The 18,214-nt window shown below is 67.3% G+C and carries 15 protein-coding genes; 4 read left to right on the top strand and 11 right to left on the bottom strand.

The features are described from left to right. Positions 1 to 77 precede the first annotated feature (77 nt). The 3 genes from RRU_RS14120 to RRU_RS14110 all read right to left on the bottom strand — a co-directional run bounded on the left by RRU_RS14120 (position 78) and on the right by RRU_RS14110 (position 4,248). Positions 78 to 1,829 (bottom strand): glycosyltransferase family 2 protein, encoded by a 1,752-nt coding sequence (locus RRU_RS14120; protein WP_011390543.1) that lies wholly within the window; start codon positions 1,827 to 1,829, stop codon positions 78 to 80. 156 nt (positions 1,830 to 1,985) lie between these two features. Then, positions 1,986 to 3,518: an ATP-binding protein gene (locus RRU_RS14115; protein WP_011390542.1), complete on the bottom strand. Its 1,533-nt coding sequence runs from the start codon at positions 3,516 to 3,518 to the stop codon at positions 1,986 to 1,988. Positions 3,519 to 3,603: 85 nt separating this feature from the next. Then, a complete protein-coding gene (locus RRU_RS14110; protein WP_011390541.1) occupies positions 3,604 to 4,248 on the bottom strand; it encodes an exopolysaccharide biosynthesis protein in 645 nt (214 codons plus the stop codon). Between the two features lie 284 nt (positions 4,249 to 4,532). Here RRU_RS14110 and RRU_RS14105 point away from each other — a divergent pair, with 284 nt between their 5' ends. Then, positions 4,533 to 4,847, top strand: a complete 315-nt coding sequence (locus RRU_RS14105) for a hypothetical protein (RefSeq protein WP_011390540.1) — start codon at positions 4,533 to 4,535, stop codon at positions 4,845 to 4,847. Between the two features lie 51 nt (positions 4,848 to 4,898). On the opposite strand, the gene RRU_RS14100 is transcribed toward RRU_RS14105, so the two are convergent. Further along, the gene (locus tag RRU_RS14100; protein WP_011390539.1) at positions 4,899 to 5,462 is read right to left on the bottom strand and encodes a TIGR02444 family protein; all 564 of its coding nucleotides are present in this window, start codon (positions 5,460 to 5,462) and stop codon (positions 4,899 to 4,901) included. 182 nt (positions 5,463 to 5,644) lie between these two features. Between RRU_RS14100 and RRU_RS14095 the strand changes: the two genes are divergently transcribed. Both RRU_RS14095 and RRU_RS14090 read left to right on the top strand, forming a co-directional pair. After that, on the top strand, positions 5,645 to 6,325 hold the full coding sequence (locus RRU_RS14095) for an NnrU family protein (RefSeq protein WP_011390538.1): 681 nt from the start codon (positions 5,645 to 5,647) through the stop codon (positions 6,323 to 6,325). Between the two features lie 122 nt (positions 6,326 to 6,447). Next, positions 6,448 to 7,239 carry a DUF2189 domain-containing protein gene (locus RRU_RS14090; RefSeq protein WP_011390537.1) on the top strand — a complete coding sequence of 264 codons (792 nt, stop codon included), beginning with the start codon at positions 6,448 to 6,450 and terminating at the stop codon, positions 7,237 to 7,239. A gap of 66 nt (positions 7,240 to 7,305) precedes the next feature. On the opposite strand, the gene RRU_RS14085 is transcribed toward RRU_RS14090, so the two are convergent. The 6 genes from RRU_RS14085 to RRU_RS14060 all read right to left on the bottom strand — a co-directional run bounded on the left by RRU_RS14085 (position 7,306) and on the right by RRU_RS14060 (position 15,894). Continuing rightward, complete coding sequence (locus RRU_RS14085; RefSeq protein ID WP_011390536.1) at positions 7,306 to 9,249, bottom strand: response regulator; 1,944 nt, start codon at positions 9,247 to 9,249, stop codon at positions 7,306 to 7,308. Beyond that, entirely contained in the window at positions 9,246 to 11,750 is a 2,505-nt protein-coding gene (locus tag RRU_RS14080; RefSeq protein WP_011390535.1) for an ATP-binding protein, read from the bottom strand. The genes RRU_RS14085 and RRU_RS14080 overlap by 4 nt, the downstream gene beginning before the upstream one ends. Positions 11,751 to 11,854: 104 nt before the next feature. Continuing rightward, complete coding sequence (locus RRU_RS14075) at positions 11,855 to 12,568, bottom strand: alpha/beta hydrolase (protein ID WP_011390534.1); 714 nt, start codon at positions 12,566 to 12,568, stop codon at positions 11,855 to 11,857. An 81-nt stretch (positions 12,569 to 12,649) separates the two neighbouring features. Next, on the bottom strand, positions 12,650 to 13,153 hold the full coding sequence (locus RRU_RS14070; RefSeq protein WP_011390533.1) for a ferritin-like domain-containing protein: 504 nt from the start codon (positions 13,151 to 13,153) through the stop codon (positions 12,650 to 12,652). Positions 13,154 to 13,273: 120 nt separating this feature from the next. Then, complete coding sequence (locus RRU_RS14065) at positions 13,274 to 14,104, bottom strand: 2-oxoacid:ferredoxin oxidoreductase subunit beta (RefSeq protein WP_011390532.1); 831 nt, start codon at positions 14,102 to 14,104, stop codon at positions 13,274 to 13,276. A 2-nt stretch (positions 14,105 to 14,106) separates the two neighbouring features. Beyond that, the gene (locus RRU_RS14060) at positions 14,107 to 15,894 is read right to left on the bottom strand and encodes a 2-oxoacid:acceptor oxidoreductase subunit alpha (RefSeq protein ID WP_011390531.1); all 1,788 of its coding nucleotides are present in this window, start codon (positions 15,892 to 15,894) and stop codon (positions 14,107 to 14,109) included. 399 nt (positions 15,895 to 16,293) lie between these two features. Between RRU_RS14060 and RRU_RS14055 the strand changes: the two genes are divergently transcribed. Further along, positions 16,294 to 16,482, top strand: coding sequence for a YfhL family 4Fe-4S dicluster ferredoxin (locus tag RRU_RS14055; protein WP_011390530.1), 189 nt, complete (start codon positions 16,294 to 16,296; stop codon positions 16,480 to 16,482). A gap of 55 nt (positions 16,483 to 16,537) precedes the next feature. Here the strand turns inward: RRU_RS14055 and ipdC are convergent, their stop codons facing one another. Beyond that, on the bottom strand, positions 16,538 to 18,199 hold the full coding sequence (gene ipdC / locus RRU_RS14050; protein WP_011390529.1) for an indolepyruvate/phenylpyruvate decarboxylase: 1,662 nt from the start codon (positions 18,197 to 18,199) through the stop codon (positions 16,538 to 16,540). Between the last annotated feature and the right edge of the window lie 15 nt (positions 18,200 to 18,214).

Here is an 18,214-nt window from a genome sequence, read left to right as displayed (position 1 = left end):
AGCGATCAGCCCGGATCTTGTTAGGAATAGTCAATAATAGAACAAAGCCGTCGGAAAATATCGGGATGAATTTTCGTTCAGACGGTTGTGGTTTTGTCTCGTTGGGAACGGATGTCTTGGCGCAGTTTCGCCGCCGTGAACTGACGGAGAAAATCATATTCCAACATGTATTCCTTATCGAACAGCAAATGCCCATAGGTCTGGCGCAGGAAGGCGCTTTGGGCGCCATCGTCGCTGGCCGGGCGGCTGCCCAGGGCCTGATGGCGGGCGAGAAAGGCGCCAAGATAGAGATGGCGCAGGCCCCGCTCGCGTAGCCTCAGGCAATAGTCCACATCGTTCAGGCCGATGGGAAAGCCGATGGCGTCGAGCGGGCCGGCTTGCCTGAACACGGCGCGGGCAAGGCAGGCGCAGGCGAAGGTATTGGCGAAGGTCTCGCGGTTCAGTCCGGCGCCAAGCTGATCGAAGCCCTCGGCGACGATCGGGTGGAAATCGTGATCGGGATAGAGCGCGCAGATCCCCGAACAGGCCAGCCGACCCTCGGCGGTTTCCAGCCTGACGCCGACCGTGCCCACCCCGGGGGCCAGGGCCCAGGCCGCCATTTCGTCCAGGGCGCCGGGATCGACCAGGGCACAGTCATTGCTCATGAAGACCAGCGCCTCTCCGTTTCCAGCCGCCGCACCCAGATTGGTCTGGGCGCTGTGATTGAAGGGCCGGTCATAGGACAGCACCCGGACGGCGATCCCGGCGGGGGCGCGGGCGGCCTCGGCGTCGATCGCGGCGCGGGCGGCGGGGGTCGACTGGTTGTCGATCAGGAACAAGCTGACGCGGGCGGTGGTGGTCTGGGCGTAGATCGAGCCCATCGCCGCCAGGGTCAATTCGGGCTTGTCGCGGAAATTGATAACGATATCGATGCTGTGGGCGCGCCGTCGCGGTGTTAGGCGGATCGGTTGGGTGGGATGGGCGGGGTCGATCTCCAGACGGAAGGTCTCGTCCTCCAGGGCGGCCCCATAGGCTTCGACAAGGGCGGATTGGCGGGGCCAGGGCGGGGTGCCCAGGCTGTCGACCCGACAGGCGCCAAGGAACTCGTTCAGCCGCACGACCTTTGGCTTGCCGCGCAAGAGGGCGATCGACAGCGGATGACGGGCCATGCCGATCAACGCCTTGCCAAGATCGCCCTTGATTGTCTCAAAAAGCCTGGGCGTCGCCGCCCAAGCCGGGCCGGCGGCTTCCATATGGGCCAGGGCGACCGGCTGTCGTGTTGGATCGGGGCAACGCAGATAGGTGATGTCCTGGCCGGGCGCCTCGGCGCGCCGGCGCACCAGAAGGTGATTCCACACGGCGAAGTCGGCCCCGTCGCGCTGCAGGGCGCGGCCAAGGGCGGCGAACAGCCCGGGGTGGGCCAGGGCGCCCGGGGCGAAGACGACGACAAGGTCGAGATCTGCTTCGGCCATCCAGGCGCGGGGATCGGGGGTGACGACGACGTTGGGTGGGCAGGTCACGCTGGCCCACAGCGATACCGCCTCGCGCGCCTCGGTCGTCGCCGTGACCAGGGCGATCGAGGCGACGGGCAGGCTTTGCCCGCTTAGGCACCGGATCTGTTCGCTCAACCGCCGATCCAGGGTATCGGCTTCGGTGATCAGGGCGCCCAGGCGCCAGGGCCGGTGATCGGGACGGGCGAGCAGGCCATCCTCGACCAGGGCGCGTTCCTGGCGAAGCCGGCTGAACAGGCGGTCGATCAGGGCGTTATCAAAGACAACGGCATAGTCGAAGGGCAAACCCTGGAAGAAGGCCCTCTCTTTGACGGACGGGTAGGACTCGTCAGCGGCCATCGAGATGATTCCAGTCAGCCGGCAAGGCAAAACCACCGTTCTGGGGCCATGACCTTACCAAGCGTCCATCGTCGGCTGCTTTTCCGCCGGGTTCAAGACTAAAAACCACGGATGGGGCCGGGTTTCCTCCTTGATCGCCGAAGGTCTTCCCGACCCTCAGCCCAAGCCGAAGAGATCGCCCTGGCCGGCTTCGGCGTCTTCCGGGGTGCCGGGCGCGGTTTCCCAGTCAAGCGCGGTCAGCGAGACCACCCGCAGCCCATAGGCATCCTCGCGGATGCCGATGGCGCCCTGGCCTTCCAGGTAATCAAGCAGACCGCGCCCGCGACGCGGCGAGCGCGAGCCCCGGGCGCGGGCGATGGCCAGATCGCTGGGGCAGGGCGCCCCATCGCGGGCGGCGCGGGCAAGCAGCAGATAGATCGCGCGCAGATCCTCGGGCAGGGCATCGGCGGCGGTCTGGGCGCGCTGCCAGTCGGGATCATCCGAACAGGCCGCCGGATCGACGCCAGCGCGCGCCACCGCCAAACGGCGGCGGAAGGCGCCAAGATCGAGCATGCGGCCGTTCACCCCGCGCAGGCGGCAGCGCACCAGAAAATCCTGATAGAGCACCGCTTCATTGCGGAAGGCGGCGTCGGGATCGGAGAGCACCTCGCGCAGCAATTCATCAAGGCGGGACGGCGGGGTTTCCACCACGGCGGCGACGGGCGGGGCGCCGTCCTCGACCGGCGCGCCGCTATCATTGGCGGCCGTTCCGGCGGGGAGGGCGCGATCGACGCTGTCGAGGATGTCGCGGGTGGTCGGCGTCAGGGGGCGGCGTTCGGGCAGGCGGGCGGGATGGGCGTCGATCTTGAGGATCAGGGCGCGGGCGTCGGCGGGCGGATTGGCCGGCAGCGGCAGAAGCTTGGGGCCGCCGCCCCGCGTGCCGGTTTCCACCGGGCCGATGGTCAGGGATAGCGGTCGACGCGACAGCGCCGGACCGAGGGCGATGAAATGGCCGCGATCCAGGTCGCGGAACATTTCGGCTTGGCGGCGTTCCATGCCCAGCAAATCGGCCGCCCGGCTCATGTCGATGTCAAGGAAGGTGCGGCCCATCAGGAAATTCGAGGCCTCGGCGGCGACGTTCTTGGCCAGCTTGGCCAGCCGCTGGGTGGCGATGACCCCGGCCAGTCCGCGCTTGCGCCCCCGGCACATCAGGTTGGTCATGGCGCCAAGCGAGACCTTGCGCGCCTCGTCGGCCACATCGCCGGCGGCGGCCGGGGCGAACATCTGCGCCTCGTCGACGACGACAAGCAGCGGATACCAATGGTCGCGGTCCATGTCGAACAGCCCGCCAAGAAAGGCCGCCGCCCGGCGCATCTGCAGCTCGGTTTCCAGGTTCTCCAGATTGAGCACCACGGAAACCCGGTGCTGGCGCACCTTGCCGGCGATCTGCTGCAAGGCGGCTTCGGTATGGGCCGAGGCATCGACCACCACATGGCCGAACACATCGGCCAGGGTGACGAAATCGCCTTCCGGATCGATCACCGCCTGCTGGACCCAGGGGGCGGATTGCTCGAGCAGCCGGCGCAGCAGGTGGGATTTCCCCGACCCGGAATTGCCCTGGACCAGCAGGCGGGTCGCCAGCAATTCCTCAAGGTTCATCAGGGCTTTTTCGCCCGTCCGGGTGGTTCCCATGTCGATACTGACGGTCATTGCGCCGTTGTGTTCCCCGGTTTGGTTTGGAAAGGCGTGACTCTTACCATGGCGGGCCCGCTGTCAAGGCCCGAGGCGTTTTCGCCTATTGCCCAAAGGTCGCCGCCGGCTCGCCGGCCAGCGCCCCGGCCAGCCAACGGCCGACTCCGGCCAAGATGGCGATCCAGGCGAGGCCGACGCCATGGCCGACCAGGACCATCAGGCCGTCGCGGGCCAAAATCCCCAGGGCGATCAAGATGATCGCCAAGGCCGGCAGGGTATTGCCAAAGGGAATGGGCAGGGCCACCAGGGCGGCGTGAACCACCACCATGCCATAGGCTAACCCCAGGCCGGCCCCCAGCGCCAGCCCGGAAAGACGCGGGCGCAGGCGCCGTTCCAGCCAGCGCAAGAGCGGCACGGCGCGGCGCAGCACGCCATGAAGGACGCGGCGGGGCAGGGGTTTGCGCGACAGCCAGCCGGGCAGGGCCGGCCGGCTTTCCCCGGGGCGGATCAGGGCGGCGAAGGCGACCACGGCGCAGGCGCTGCCGGTGATCATGCCCACCGGCAAGCCGGGTGTCGGCACGAAGGCCGCGAGCCCGAGGAACAGCAGCAGCAGGGGAATCGCCCGGTCCGACAGGTGATCGGCGACGGCGCCCAAGGTCGGCCCCCGCGCTCCCGGCAGCCGTCGCAGACCGGCCAGCGTCCGGGCGGCCGAGGGCGCGGGTGTCGTCCGGGGAAGGGGATGGGGCATCGCGGGCTCCTTGACGGGCGGGCCGGGGACGGGACCAGGCCGCCGATCAATGATCGTGCCCGTCGTCCGTTCCGCTGATTTGGCCGAACGCCCTGGCGACCTGGACCAAAGATCAGGGGTGAAAGCGGCGTTTTCATTACGGCCGATAGGGGATGCCCGTTGCCTTCCGCCGTTCCATCCCCATCTCAAACGGGCGCGCCTTTGGGAACCGATCGGCCGCATCGGGCTTTCAAAGGGCGATGGAACTTAAGTCGTCCGACTAGGAATCAGGAAGGAGTCCGTCGATGGGGGCCGTCGGTCAGGAAGACTATGTAAGACTGTTCTCGCTCTATGGCGATGGGGTGGCGACCGCCTATCAGGATGCCAAGCCCGGCGATGCCGAGCGCTTCACCTTGTTGTTCGAACAGGTCATGCGCCTGCTGGCCAAGGGATCATCCTATAACCTGTCGCTGCCCTCCACCTTCACGCGCACCGCCCGGGACTATGTCGGGGGCGATGGCGGCACGGTCAGCCGCCTGGGCGATCCCGATACCCGCATGTTCATCCTGAGCGATCTGTATGATTACCTTCACCTGAGCCGCGTCCGCCGCGCCGGCTGAGCCCGGCGGCGATGGTTTTTGGCCTAGGCGCTTTTGGGTGGCGCCGTTTGGTCAAGACAGGGCGTCGGCCACCGAGAGCGGGCTATGGGCGAGGGCGGCATCGGTCAGCACGGCCAGATGACGCTCGCGCCAGGAATCGGCCACGCCGGCGGCCGGCAGGGCGACCACGGCGCGCAGGGCCTGCAAGATCGCTTCGCGCGGCGGCGGCGCGTCGCTCGCCTTGGCGGTGTTGCGGGGGTCGAGGCGGGCATGGGCGGCCAGGGCATCCAGGGCCAGACGTTCGGCTTCCAGTTCCACGGATTTCAACCGCGCCCGCAGATCGGCCGCCGGGGTCTCCAGATCGCGATGGGGCGGCGGCGCGCCTTTCATCGTCCGGCGGACCGTGCGCAGCGGCCGGATGACGGTTTCCCGCCAGGGCACTAGCCTGCTATCAAGATCGGCCAGGGTTTCCGCCGGAAGGACGACGCCGCGTCGAGCCGCCGCCCAGGCGGCGAACAACAACAAGGGGACATCGGCCCCGGCTTCATCCTGAAGGGCGAGGCAGGCGTTTTCCACCCCGGCACGGGCGTGGACGGCGACGGCGAATCGCCACAGATCGTCGGCATCGGCGGACATGGCGGACCTCCTCACGCGGGCGGGTACGGGCGCTCCCCCTCGCGCCCCACGGACCCGCGCCGGGCTGGCGCGGAAAACCCGCGGGAGACGGGCGGGGGAGTAGAGTATGGGGCCGCCGGAGCCGGGGCGCAATGCACCCAAAAGGCGGCTAAGGTCGAAAAAGGCCTTAGGGATAACAAGGGATGGGGGGTGTTTTGGACGGGTTTTGGCAACAAGGGGTGGCCCTGGCGGTTTTTCTGGGTACCCATGCGATCGCCGCCTTGCCCGGGGCGCGCGGGGCGCTGCGGCGTCGGTTGGGGGCGGGCGGCTATCTTGTCGGGTATAGCGTGGTGTCGCTGGCCTTGCTGGTCTGGTTGACCGTGGCCACCTTGGGCAGTCCGTTCGTCGCCCTGTGGCCGCCCCAGCCCTTCGCCGCCGTGCTTCTGGTCGCGGTGATGCCCGGAGCGCTGATTTTACTGGTCGCCGCCTTGACCGAGGCCAATCCCTTTTCCCTGGGCTTCAGCGGTCGGACCTTCGATCCGCAGCGTCCCCATACCTGCGGTCGGGTCGCCCATCCGCTGTTCGTGGCCTTCGGCCTGTGGGCGGGACTGCATTTGCTGGCCAATGGCGATGTGGCGGCGGCGCTGTATTTCGGTCCGCTGCTGCTCCTGGCCTTGGCCGGACCGGCGGTGGCTTCGGCCAAGGCCAAGGCGCGCTATGGCGCGGTCCAGCTTGATCTGTGGCGCCGCGCCGCCCGTGCCGCGCCGCCCACCACCCGCTTGCCCGCCCTGCGAACCTGGATCGGCGGCCTGCTTTTGTATGGGGCGATCCTCTTCCTTCACGGTCCGCTGATCGGGCTTGATCCGCGTGACATGCTCCCTTGAGCTAGGTATCGGCGATCAAAACATAGTAGAATGCTCTGATAATCACCCGGAAGCGATGTCCTTCCGGGGATGGAACAGGATGGGACCGGCTTGGCCCGGTCCGTTGCCAGGGAGACCCGCCGATGACTCTCTCCAACGCTTCTTCCCCCACGGATCTTCTGCCCGATGTGACCCGTCCCGCCGTCCGGGTCGTTTCCATTGACGAATCGGGCCAATGGCTGGCGCGGGGTCTGGCCGATTTCCGCCGCGCCCCCGGGCCCAGCCTGCTGGCTGGGGGCTTTTACAGCCTGATCGCCTTTGGCATCCTGATCGGCCTGCAATGGGTCGGCCTCGCCTCGCTGATCTTGCCGCTGTGTGGCGGTTTCATTCTCGTCGCCCCGCTTTCGGCGGTGTTGTTCTATGAGATCAGCCGGCGCATCGAAAACGGCGAGCCCTATCCCTTCCGCGCCACGGCGGCGGCCTGTTTGGCCAAGGCCGGGCCGCTGTCGGCGGTCGGCATGGTGCTGATGCTGGCGATGCTGGTTTGGATCTTGCTGGCCCTGGTGCTGTTCGCGCTGTTTTACGGCGTTTCGCCGCCGCCTTTGGGGGATTTCTTCTTCGGCGTGCTGACGGCCCCCCAGTCGATGATCTTCCTAGCCGTGGGAACGGTGGTCGGCGGGGCGCTCGCCACGCTGGTCTTCGCCCTAGCGGCGGTTTCACTGCCGATGATCCTGGATCGCGACATCTCGGCCCTGGCGGCGATGGCGACCAGCATTGACGCGGTCAACACCAACCGCGCCGTCATGGTCGGCTGGGCGGCGACCATCGCCTTCATCACCGTTTGCGGTTTGCTCACCGGTTTTATCGGTCTGGCCTTCACCTTGCCGCTGCTGGGTTATTCCACCTGGCATGCCTATCGGGCCCTGGTGGTCTGAGGACCCAAGGCGAATCCGGGCGCGCCGGAGCGGGGCGCGCCGACGCTTTGCCTTGCTATCGGGATTTCAGAGCGGCGGCGGGGCGGGAAGATCGCTCTCGCCGCCGCGATTGAACAAAACAAGAACCTTTTCCTCCAGTTGTTCGGGGGGAAAGGGCTTGGCGATATAGGCCGTGACATCATGGGCCATGGCGGTGCGCACGGTCTCGACCGTGGCCAGGGCGGTGACCATCAGGAACGGCACGGTGGGCGCCACGGCGCGGATCTGCTTGAGAAAATCCAGACCCGACATCACCGGCATCATCCAGTCGCAGATGATCAAATCGATCTCGTGTTCCCATCCCACGATGCGTTGCAGGGCATCGCGGCCGTTCGCGGCCAGGGTCACATCCTCGATGCCCATATCGCCAAGCACCATGCGCACATAGGCGGCGGCGCTTTCCTCGTCCTCGACCACCAGCACCTTGGCCCGGGTGACATCGCGAAAGGGGATGCCGGCGTCGCGCAAGCGCCGGGCAAGCTCGCCGATCATGCCGGCCGTGCCGCCGACGCCTTGCAGATGGGCCAGACAGGAGCGCAGGAATTCCGGTTGGCGGGCGTGACGGATCAACAGGTCGCGGGCCTCGTCCAGGCATCGTCCGGGAACGAAGCCGCCATCGGCGGCCAGATCAAGCACCCGCATGAAGGTCGCCATGCCGCGCAACCGCTCACGGCGCAGATCGCCAAGCAGGCCGCTGCTACGGATCAGCCCGTACTGGACCTCGTCAAGGGTTTCGATCAGCCGGCGGCGGGTGGCCTCGCCTAGGGCCGCCTCGTCGACCAGGGCGGCAATCTCGCCCAGAACCCGAAGCTGCAGGTCCTCGCCTTCGACCTCGTCGCGCAGACGCCCGGGGAAATCGCGGTCGCCGATCACATCGACGATCTGCTGACCCAGAATCTTGCGCGAGGTCCGCCCGACGCTCAGCCTTTGCACCTTAAACAGCGTGCGCAGGCGATCGATCAACGGCTTGCTGTCAAGCACCCGGGGCAGCACGGCGCCGCCGATCAGCTCCAGGATACGGGCATCGAGCAATTGGGCGGTGCGCCGCCCCCCCATCACCGCGCCGTCGATGGTCAATTGGTTGGTCAGGTCGGCGATCGTTTGCAGGGCGACAAGCAGGTCGGCCTCGGTGATGTCCTCGCCGGCGCTTTCCTCCTCGCTCAGCGGCTGGCTTGAGGCCAATACCCCATGCAGATGCTCGGTCAGGCTGTCGCGGCAGGCCGGCAGGGCGTGTTGGGAAAAAAGCAGGAACAATCGCAAGGCGGCTTCCGAACGTCCCGAAGGCTGGGACTGGCTCCCGCGATAGAGCAGGGCGAGGTCGGCCAGCAGGTCCATCGGTGTTGGCGGCAGGCCCAGCATCTCTTCGAGGATGGCCCGATCGGCCAGCCCGTCGGCGAGGAACGGATCGAGAAAGCCGACGCCATGATCGGTGTTCTGGCCGACGGTCAGGTCGAGCAGGGCTTTCACCTTGGCCGGGCGGTCGGCGTGAAGGGCGAGGATGCGCGAGACCATCAGGCCAAGCAGAACCCATTCCCGGTCATCGGGGGTGGGGCCGAAGTTATCGGTCAGGATGGCGAAGCCCCCGGCGTCGAGCGGCAGGGCGGGCAGATGGGAGGCGGCGGCGTCGAGTTGATCGCCCAGGAAATCGACAAGGGTGCCGAGGTCGCGGCGCCGCTCCTCGGCCGTTGGCCCGCCAACGGCGGCCTGGGCCCGGGCGGCGGCGGCCATCGCCGGTTCGAAGAGGGGGGAGAGCCGCACCTCGCCGAGCAGAAGCGGGCTGAAGATCACCTCACAGGGCAGAAGGCCGCGCGCGTCGAGAAACTCCCTGGCGTGGTGGGCGATCATCCGCCGGCTTTGCGGACGCACGATGTCGCGCAGATCGACGCAGAGCGCGCCGCCAGGGCCGTCCTCGGCGCCGGTGGGGGGAGTGGCGGGATCTCCATCGGTCGAGGCGGAAAGGGGCGGGGTCATGGCGTCAGCAACTCCTCGACGGCGGCGATCAGCGCATCCGGGGTGACCGGTTTGGCAAGCACCCGGCGGGCGCCCTCGCCCTCGCGCGCGTCTTCCGAGGGGATTTCGTCGGAATAGCCTGACATCAGCACGGCCGGCAGCAAAGGGGTGTGGGCGCGCAGGCGGTCATAAAGGGCGAGACCGCCCAGCTCGGGCATTACCAGATCGCTGATCAGCAAATCGAACCGCCCCCCCTCGGCCTCCCAGATGTCGAGGGCCTCGCGCCCATTGGTCGCCGCCCGCACGGCGTAGCCGCCATCCTCCAGGACCATGGCGGCGAAGCGGCGCACGGCGTCCTCGTCCTCGACCAACAGGATGCGCGCCCCGCCACGCGGGAGGGGCGGCGGCCCTTCGATGGTCGGCGCCGCGGCGGCGCCATCGGCCAAGGGCAGATAGAGGGTCACCGTCGTCCCCCGACCGACGATCGAGTCGAGTTCCACCGCGCCATTGGCCTGTTCGGCCATGGCATAGACCATCGGCAGGCCAAGACCGGTGCCCTTGCCCTGGGCCTTGGTGGTGAAGAAGGGCTCGAAGACGCGGGGCAGATCCTCTTCGGGAATGCCACAGCCCGAATCGATGACCCGCAGCACCGCATGCTGGCCGGCGCCCAGATGGGGGTGGCGACAGCGCAGGCGCTCAGGGGGCACGCCGTGTCCGGTCTCGATGATGACGGTTCCGCCCTCGGCCATGGCGTCGCGGGCGTTGATGCACAGATTGACCAGGGCCTGATGCAGCCGGTCGCGGTTGGCGAGAACAAACAAGGACTCGACGGCGCAGCGCAGGTCCAAGGCGATGCGTTCGCCCAGCACCGGCTTCAGGAAGGTGCGCAATTCATCAAGCAGGGCGCCCAGCGGAATGCGCAGGGTTTCCTCTTCGGTGGTGCGCCGGCTGAAGTTCAAAAGCTGGCTGGTCAGCCCGGCGGCGCGATCGGCCGAGCGCACCACCTCGGCCAGACACATGGTGACGCGCTCCAAGCGCTCGGGCGTGCGCTGGGCCATGCGGGCGAAGCCGCCGATCGAGGTCAGCATGTTATTGAATTCATGGGCGATGCCGCCGGCAAGCTGGCCAACGGCCTCCATCTTCTGGGATTGCAGCAAGGCCAGTTCGGCCTGTTTGCGCTCGGTGATGTTCTCGGCCGTCATCATCAAGCCGCCGACCGTGCCGTCCTCGAGGAACCAGGGATATTCGCGGCGGCGCAGCCACAAGGTCCGCCCGCCCAGATCGATCGAGACCTCCTCGCGTTCGATGGCGACACCCGAAAGCGCCTGTTCGTAATCATTGAGCCAATCATCGGGCAGCGAGGGCATGACTACGTCGTGGCGTTGGCCGATGATGTCGCGGTCCTCCAGACCGAATTCCGTCCGCCAGCGCCGGCTGACCCGCAGATAGCGTAACGTGGCATCGACCATGGCGACGGCCACCGGGGTTTCATCGACGAAGGTGCGCAACAGGGCGGTTTGCTGGGCCAGACGATCGGCGCCGGTCTTCATCTCGGTGATGTCCATCAACACCTTGACCAAGCCGCCCCCCCGGGTCTCATGCTCGCCGATCCGATACCAGCGGCCGTCCGATAACTTGCAATCGTTCGTTCCGCCCTCGCGGTGGCGGTGCAGGCGCTCGTCGATCCAGCCGCGCAGGTCTTTCTCGGCGCCCAGGTCACGGCCGCGGGCGGCCACTTTCAGCAATTCTTCAAAGGTGATGCCCGGAACCAGATGATCGGCCAATTGCGGATAGGCATAACGGTAGCTGTCGTTGACCACCACCAGCCGGCCTTCCGGGTCGAACAGCACGAAGCCCTCGGAAATGCTGTCGACGGCGTCGAACATCAGGTCGCGCAAGGCCTCGGAGCGGGCGCTGGCGGCGATTTCGCCCGTGACATCGACGCCGGCGCCCCGATAGCCGGCGAAGACGCCCCGATCATCGAGCACCGGTCGGCCGGCCAGACGGAAATGACGACGATAGCCGTCTCCCAGATCGACGGTCAGCGCCAGATCGCGAAAGGGTCGGCGGGTGGCGATGCGTTCGGCGGCGTCCGAGCGCGGATCCGGGCAAAGATCGCTCAGCCTTTGGCCCATGATCTTGGCGGGATCGTTGCCGCTCAGGTCGAGCAGGCGGGGCGAGGCGTAGGTATAGGCCAGGGTCGGGCCGGTTTCCCAGAACCAGTCGGAACTCGATTGGGCGAAGTCGCGGATCCGGGCTTCGCTATCGGCAAGCCGGCGCCCCGATCGGTCGATCGCCTTGAACAGGGTGCGTTGGCGGCGGATCAACAGCAGGACCAGGGCCAGACCCGGGATCAGGATGGCCAGAACGACGGCATCGGGGAGGGGGCGATCAAGGATGGTCGGGATCGCCAGCGCCAGCATGACGACGACCATAAGGCTAAGCCCGATGACGAAGTCGCGGCCGATGCTGGCAAGATCCAGTGTATCGCCTTTCAGGCGTTCCGGGTCCACGGTCGGCATCTCCCTCGGCCCCGTCTTTTCAGGCCTTCCCCGGCGGTTGGATCCAAGGATCAAGGATACGCCGTGTTGGGGAAGGAGAACAAGGTCGAGGGGAGCCCTGTCGGTCAGGCGTTCCAGATCCGTTCGAGCAAGGCGATGGCGGCGTCGAGGCCGGTGTCGTCGATGGCGTGGGGCAGGCCGGGAACCTCGATCAGCGAGGCGTTGAACCCGGCGGCCTTGAGCACCGGCAGGGCCTGACGGGCGCGCGAGACCGGCACCACGTCGTCGGCGTCGCCATGGACCAGCAACACCGGCGGGCGGGCGCGGGTTTCGGTGGGCAGGCTGGCCGGGCTGAGCAGCGAGCCCGAAAAGCCGACGACGGCGGCGACCGGTTCGGCGCGGCGCGGGGCGCAGAGCAGGGCCATCATCGTGCCCTGGGAAAATCCGACCAGCGCCAGACGATCGGCGGGCAGGCCGTAATGATCGAGCAGGCCGTCAAGCGTGGCGTCGAGGGTCGGCAGAACCGAGCGGCTGTCGCGCTCAAGGGCGGCGAAGGCGGCGCCCATCTTGGCCGGATCGCCCGTCATCAGCGCCGGATCATGGACGGCGGCCAGGCTGAACCACTGACGGCCGCCGGCCATGACCTCGCAGGGAAAAGGGGCATGGGGGGCGTGGAAGGCGGCGTCGGGGAAATGCTCGGCGAAGATCGGGGCCAAGCTTATCAGATCGGTCCCATCCGCGCCGTAGCCATGCAGGAAGACGACGAGTCGTCCGGCCGGACCGCCATCGGCCGGTGGCACCGAGGGACCATCAAGGGGAAGGGCGACGGAAACGGACATGCTGGAGATCCTCCGGGAAGCCAAGGGGCGGTCCCTTCAGATAGCATGGCCGTTTGCGTCCCGGAAGGCGCGACAGAGTGGTTAATCGACAACCACCGGGGGATCCATGTCCTCGTCCCAATCGGCTTCGGGGCGGGGATAGCGCGTCAGCATCTCGTCAAGCAGGGCGACATGCTCGCTTTCCTCGCCGGCGAATTCCAAGGCGAGATCGCGGATTCGGGGGTTTTCGGTCTTATCGGCGACGCCCTGATAAAAATCGCGGCCACGGATTTCGCTGTCGAGCGCCAGCTTGAGGGCGTGGTGGGGCGTCATCAGGTAATGGGTGCCGTCGACCATCGGGGTTTCCGGGGCCTCGGCGTCGGGCCATTCGAATTCCCAGGGGCGGATATGGGGCAGGGTCCGCCCCTCGGCCAGATCGCGGGCTTCGCGCAGATGCAGCCGGGAATAATGGGCCATCTTGCGGAAGATCTCGGTGACCTCGGCATTGTTGTGGACATCAAGGGCATCGGCCAGTTCGTCGAAGCGCAGGGCCGAGTCTTCTTCCAGCGCCACGGCATGGGCCAGAAAATCTTCAACGGATTTCATAAGTCCATCCCCCCACAAAGACTGTCGCTCGAACACTACGCCGCTCCAAAACAGGGATGCCAGATCAAAGTCTCCGCGATGAGGGATCTTCCCCTCACCGCGGCATTGTTTAGCTGCGCCCTAGACCGCGAACTGGGCTTCGATTTCGGTGAAGCTCGCCCGCTCGGCGGTCTCGGGCACGAAGGCGGGCTTGGTGCCCTTGTACAAGATCCCCGTGGAGAAGCCGTCGTCGTCGAGCAGTTTGCGAAAGGCCTCCGTGCGATCGGCGGTGGGCTGCCATTCCTGATGGACACGGTCCTTATAGGCGCGCTGTTCGGGGCGGTAGGTGACGCAGGGCGACAATACGTGGATGAACGAGAAGCCCTTGTGGTGGATGCCCTCGCAGATCTGGCGGGTCAACTCGCCGGGCTGACCGGAAAAGGCCCGGCCGATGAAGCTGGCGCCCGCCGAGAGCGCGATCTCCAAAGGCTGGAAGGGCAGCAGGCCGGTGCCGTTGGGGGTCAGCTTCGAGCCGCCCCAATCGGCCTCGGTGGTTGGCGAGGCCTGGCCCTTGGTCATGCCATAGACGCTGTTGTCCATGACGATATAGGTCAGATCAACATTGCGCCGGCAGGCGTGCATGAAATGATTGCCGCCGATCGAGAAGCCATCGCCATCGCCGCCGGCGACCAGCACGGTCAGATCCTGGCGGGCCATTTTCAGGCCGGTGGCGATCGGCAGGGCCCGGCCATGGACGCCGTGGAAGCCATAGACCGCCGAATAGGCCGGGATGCGCGAGGAACAGCCGATGCCCGAAACGAAGGCGACCTCCTCGGGCACCAGCTGCAGCTCGGCCAGGGCCTTGGTGATCGAGGCGATCACCGAATAATCCCCGCATCCCGGACACCAGACGGGCTTGAGGTCGGATTTGTAATCCTGGGCGACATATTCGTTGCTGGCGAGCGTATCCATGATCACTCTCCCTGGCCGGTCTGTTCGCTTGCGGGCGGGTGGACGCGCGCCCCCCAGGATTTGACCGCGCTGACGATTTCGTGGGGGCGCAGAACCACCGGGCCGGGGCGGTTGTAGGTGATGGTGTCGGCGGGCAGGTCGTAGACGCTGCGCAGATAGCGGTAGAACTGCCGCCCATGGTTCTGTTCGACGATCAGGGCGCGCGACACGCCGGCCAGGGCCTGGGCGAAGGCCTCGGGCAGGGCGGGGGCGATCAGGCGCAGGCTGATCAGGCGCACGGCGATGCCGTCCTCGGCCAGCCGGGCGGCGGCCTCGCGCGCCGCGGCGGTGACCGATCCCCAGGTGATCAGCGCCGTCGGACCGTCGCCTTCGATATCGGCCCAGGCGTCGCCATAGGCGAAGCCGGTCAGCTTGCGCAGGCGCTTGTCGAGCTGTTCGCCGTGGTGGGAGGCCTGGGTCGAGGGCATGCCGCGCGGGCTGTGCTCCAGGCCATCGGCGGTATAAGCGCAGCCCGGGGTGCCCGGCACCGCCATCGGCGAGATTCCCGAGGCGGTGACGCCATAGCGGGCGTAAGGGGTTTCATCGCTTTTGGCGCGCGGCGGCGCGGTCAGGCGCTGGGCGACGCTGGCCCGGGTGGCGGGCTTGTCGATGATGGCGCGCGACTGGCCCATCGCCTGATCGGACAGCACGATCACCGGCACCTGCATGGCCTCGGCCAGATGGACCGACCACTGGGTGGTGGCGGCGCAATCGCCGATGCCATTGGGGGCGGTCACCACATGGGGCGCGTCGCCATGCAGGCCATAAAGCGCGATGTTGAGATCGACCTGCTCGGATTTGGTGGGAATGCCCGTCGACGGCCCGCCGCGCATGACGTTGCAGACGACGATCGGGGTTTCCGAGGCGACGCCCAGCCCCAGGGACTCGGTCATCAGCGCCAGACCCGGGCCCGAGGTGGCGGTCAGCGCCGGCACGCCGCCAAAGGATCCGCCGAGGATCATGTTGATCGAGGCCAGTTCGTCCTCGGCCTGGACCAGACAGCCGCCGACCTTGGGCAATTCGGGGGCCAGCCATTCAAGGATTTCGGTGGCCGGGGTGATCGGATAGGCGGCGACGAAGCGGATGCCGCCCTTGAGCGCGCCGAAGGCCGAGGCCTCATTGCCGCTGATCAGCCAGCGCGCCGGGGCGCTGGGCGGGGCGGGCAGGCAGACGCAGCCGGGGATCGCCTCGGCCGCCGCCGCGCCGGCCCGCAAGGCGGCAAGGCTGGAGTCGAGCGCGGCCGGGCCCTTCTTTTCCAGGGTCTCGGCCAGAACCTGGGCGAGGGAGTCTTGGGGAAGGCCGATGAGGGCGGCCAGCAAGCCAAGGGCGACCATGTTGACGCGCCCGCCGGGAACGCCGGCGGCCAGTTCTTTCAAGGCGACATCAACGACGATCGGATCGGCGGCGCGCATGACCGGCGGCACCACGCCCTGGGCCGGATCGGCCAGGATGACGCTGGTGGGGGCCAAGGGCAATTCGGCCGAAAAGCGCTCGACATTGCCCCAATCGACGGCGAGCAGGATGTCATAGACATCATCGGGGGTTTCGACCGGGCGGGTCGACAGCCGCAGCAGGGCCGCCGATTCGCCGCCGCGGATCTGCGGCCCCAAGGATTTGGCCATCAGCCCGTAGAACCCGGCCCTGGCGGCGGCGTCGAGCAGGATCTGGCCGGCGGTCATCACCCCGGCGCCGCCCGAACCGGTCAATGCAATGGAAACCGAGGATACCGCCTTGCGCGAAACCGTCATCATCCGTCTTTCAGAGAAGGGGTGAAACGATGTCCGATCCGCCCACCCCCGGGAAGGGATCGGACGGGTTGCTTATAGCCTTTCCAAGAGCCCGGCCGCAATCGGAATGCCCGTGACAGGGCTATAAAGTCCCCTTTTTTTCCAGGGACTTAGGGCGCAAGTCGCCCCCTTGACAGCCGTCGGTGGCCGTGAATGCTGAAGAAAGGGGGGGCAGGGGAGCGAAAGGATGCTCCGGGGCCGCGATCCTTGCTTTAAGTCAATTCCGGCGACGGCTTTTCCTGCTAGAGCCACGCCATCCACGGTCCTCTCCCTTGCCCGTCTCCGCCCTGGCCGCACCCGGTCCCGTCGGGGATCGGACGCTCGTGTGGTCCGCAAAAATCTGTCCAGTGGAGTTAGCGTAAGATGGCCCTGAAGATCACCAATGAATGCATCAGCTGCGGCGCCTGCGAGCCGGAGTGCCCCAACGAAGCGATTTCCGTGGGCGATCAGACCTTCACGATCGATCCCGCCAAATGCACCGAATGCGAAGGCTTCCACGATCAGCCCCAATGCGTGCCGGTCTGTCCGGTGGAATGCATCGTCAAGGCGTGACGCGACGGGTATCAGGGGCGCCCGTCCTTGATCGAAGGGCGGGTGCCGGGGGGCTTCAGGCATCGGCCGCCGCGGCGTGGCGGCCTTTCATCGTGGTGACGAAGCGCTGGAGGGTGTCCGAGATCGCCCCGCGCGCCAGAACCGCCTCGATCAGGTGAAAGCGCCCCGGTTCGCGGGCCGCCCGATCCAGGGCCCGGGCCAGATCGGCGCGGGTTTGGCAACGGTGACCAACGCCGCCCAGGCCGGCGGCCAGATCGGCGAATCGCCAATCGGCCAGATCGTTATAGGCGGTGTCGGGTTGGAAGGTGCGCAGCATCTCCCAACTGGCGTTGTTGAAGACGATGACGATCGGGTCCCAGCCGTAGCGGGCGCAATTGCCCAACTCCCAACCGGTCATCTGAAAGGCGCCGTCGCCGACCAGGATCAGCGGCCGGCGGCCACAGCTGGCCTGAACGCCCAATCCCGCCGGCACGCCAAAGCCCATGGTGGCGTAATAGCCCGGGGCGACCAGCGGCGCATGGGTGGTATCAAGGGCGGTGAACAGGCAATCGCCCATATCCGAGGCGATCGGCATCACCCCATGGGCCGAGAATAGATCGTTGATGGCCGCGGCGATATCCATCGGGCCGATCGGCGCCCCATCGGCGATCATGTCCCGGGGCAGGGCGGTCGGCTTGGGTAGGGCCTTGGCGTCCTGGCGGGCGAAGCCCTCGGCCTGACGCAGCAGGGCGGCGACCAGATCGGCCAGCGGGATATCGTTATAGGTATGAAAGCCCAGGGCGACCTGACGGTCGGCGGCGAGCATGGCGCGGCGCAGGTCGATGCGCTTGCCCGAAACGCCGAAATTGGTGTCGGACAAGATGACGCCGAGCATCAGCAGGCCATCGGAGTCTTCGATGACGGCGCGCACCTCGGGGCGGCCGGCCAGCCCCAGATAGGTGCCCATCAGGCTGTCGGGCGCGCCGCCGGCCGCGCCCTCCTCGGATAACAGACCCCGGCCCATGAAGGTGGTGGCGATGGGCAGGCCCAGGCGGCGGGCCAGTTCGGCGACATCGGCTTCGATGCCGTGGCGACGGACCTCGACCCCCAGCAGCAGCGCCGGGGCGCTGGCCGCAGCCAAGCGGGCCATGATCTCGCCGGCGGCGGCTTCGACCGCTTCGCCATCGACCGGGGTGGGCGGCAGGCGGTCCACGGCGGCGCAGGGCGCATCGACGATGTCGCGGGGGATTTCGATATAGACGGGGCGGGAGTGTTCAAGGCAGGCCCGCAACACCCGGGCGATTTCCCCGGGGGCGGTCAGCGGGTCATCAAGGCGGGTGCGGGCGCAGGTGATCTCTTCAAAGATCCGCCACTGGCTGTCGAGGGTTTTGGCCTGATGGTGGAGCAGCAGGCCGCCGGCGGATTCGGCGACGCCGGGGGCGCCGGAAATCACCACCAGGGGTGATTTCTCCGACCAAGCCCCGGCCACCGGATTGACCATGTTCAAGGCCCCGGCGCCGTAAGTGACCGCCGCCACCCCGAGGCCGCGCCCCATGCGGGCGCAGGCGTCGGCGGCGAAGCCGACTCCGGGTTCGTGGCTCAGGGTGTACAGCGGCAAGAGGGCGCTTTGTTCGGCCACCCGGAAGAACGGCAGGGCGAAATCGCCGGGAATGCCGAAGATCCGGGTCGCCCCATGGGCCTTCAACGCGTCAAGCAAGGCCGTGGCGATGGTGGGCATGGGGCGGCTCCGGGA

This window comes from Rhodospirillum rubrum ATCC 11170 (assembly GCF_000013085.1).
GTDB lineage: Bacteria > Pseudomonadota > Alphaproteobacteria > Rhodospirillales > Rhodospirillaceae > Rhodospirillum > Rhodospirillum rubrum.
The sequence above is the reverse complement of the archived record's forward strand: the minus strand, read 5'-3'. Positions and strand labels throughout refer to the sequence as shown.

Bases quoted from the DNA above. Each gene is read 5' to 3' on its own strand.
- RRU_RS14120 (WP_011390543.1), bottom strand. From the start codon at position 1,829: ATGGCCGCTGACGAGTCCTACCCGTCCGTCAAAGAGAGGGCCTTCTTC.
- RRU_RS14085 (WP_011390536.1), bottom strand. From the start codon at position 9,249: ATGACCCCGCCCCTTTCCGCCTCGACCGATGGAGATCCCGCCACTCCC.
- RRU_RS14105 (WP_011390540.1), top strand. From the start codon at position 4,533: ATGGGGGCCGTCGGTCAGGAAGACTATGTAAGACTGTTCTCGCTCTAT.
- RRU_RS14080 (WP_011390535.1), bottom strand. From the start codon at position 11,750: ATGCCGACCGTGGACCCGGAACGCCTGAAAGGCGATACACTGGATCTT.
- RRU_RS14090 (WP_011390537.1), top strand. From the start codon at position 6,448: ATGACTCTCTCCAACGCTTCTTCCCCCACGGATCTTCTGCCCGATGTG.
- RRU_RS14075 (WP_011390534.1), bottom strand. From the start codon at position 12,568: ATGTCCGTTTCCGTCGCCCTTCCCCTTGATGGTCCCTCGGTGCCACCG.
- RRU_RS14110 (WP_011390541.1), bottom strand. From the start codon at position 4,248: ATGCCCCATCCCCTTCCCCGGACGACACCCGCGCCCTCGGCCGCCCGG.
- RRU_RS14100 (WP_011390539.1), bottom strand. From the start codon at position 5,462: ATGTCCGCCGATGCCGACGATCTGTGGCGATTCGCCGTCGCCGTCCAC.
- ipdC (WP_011390529.1), bottom strand. From the start codon at position 18,199: ATGCCCACCATCGCCACGGCCTTGCTTGACGCGTTGAAGGCCCATGGG.
- RRU_RS14095 (WP_011390538.1), top strand. From the start codon at position 5,645: ATGGGGGGTGTTTTGGACGGGTTTTGGCAACAAGGGGTGGCCCTGGCG.
- RRU_RS14070 (WP_011390533.1), bottom strand. From the start codon at position 13,153: ATGAAATCCGTTGAAGATTTTCTGGCCCATGCCGTGGCGCTGGAAGAA.
- RRU_RS14065 (WP_011390532.1), bottom strand. From the start codon at position 14,104: ATGGATACGCTCGCCAGCAACGAATATGTCGCCCAGGATTACAAATCC.
- RRU_RS14115 (WP_011390542.1), bottom strand. From the start codon at position 3,518: ATGACCGTCAGTATCGACATGGGAACCACCCGGACGGGCGAAAAAGCC.
- RRU_RS14055 (WP_011390530.1), top strand. From the start codon at position 16,294: ATGGCCCTGAAGATCACCAATGAATGCATCAGCTGCGGCGCCTGCGAG.
- RRU_RS14060 (WP_011390531.1), bottom strand. From the start codon at position 15,894: ATGATGACGGTTTCGCGCAAGGCGGTATCCTCGGTTTCCATTGCATTG.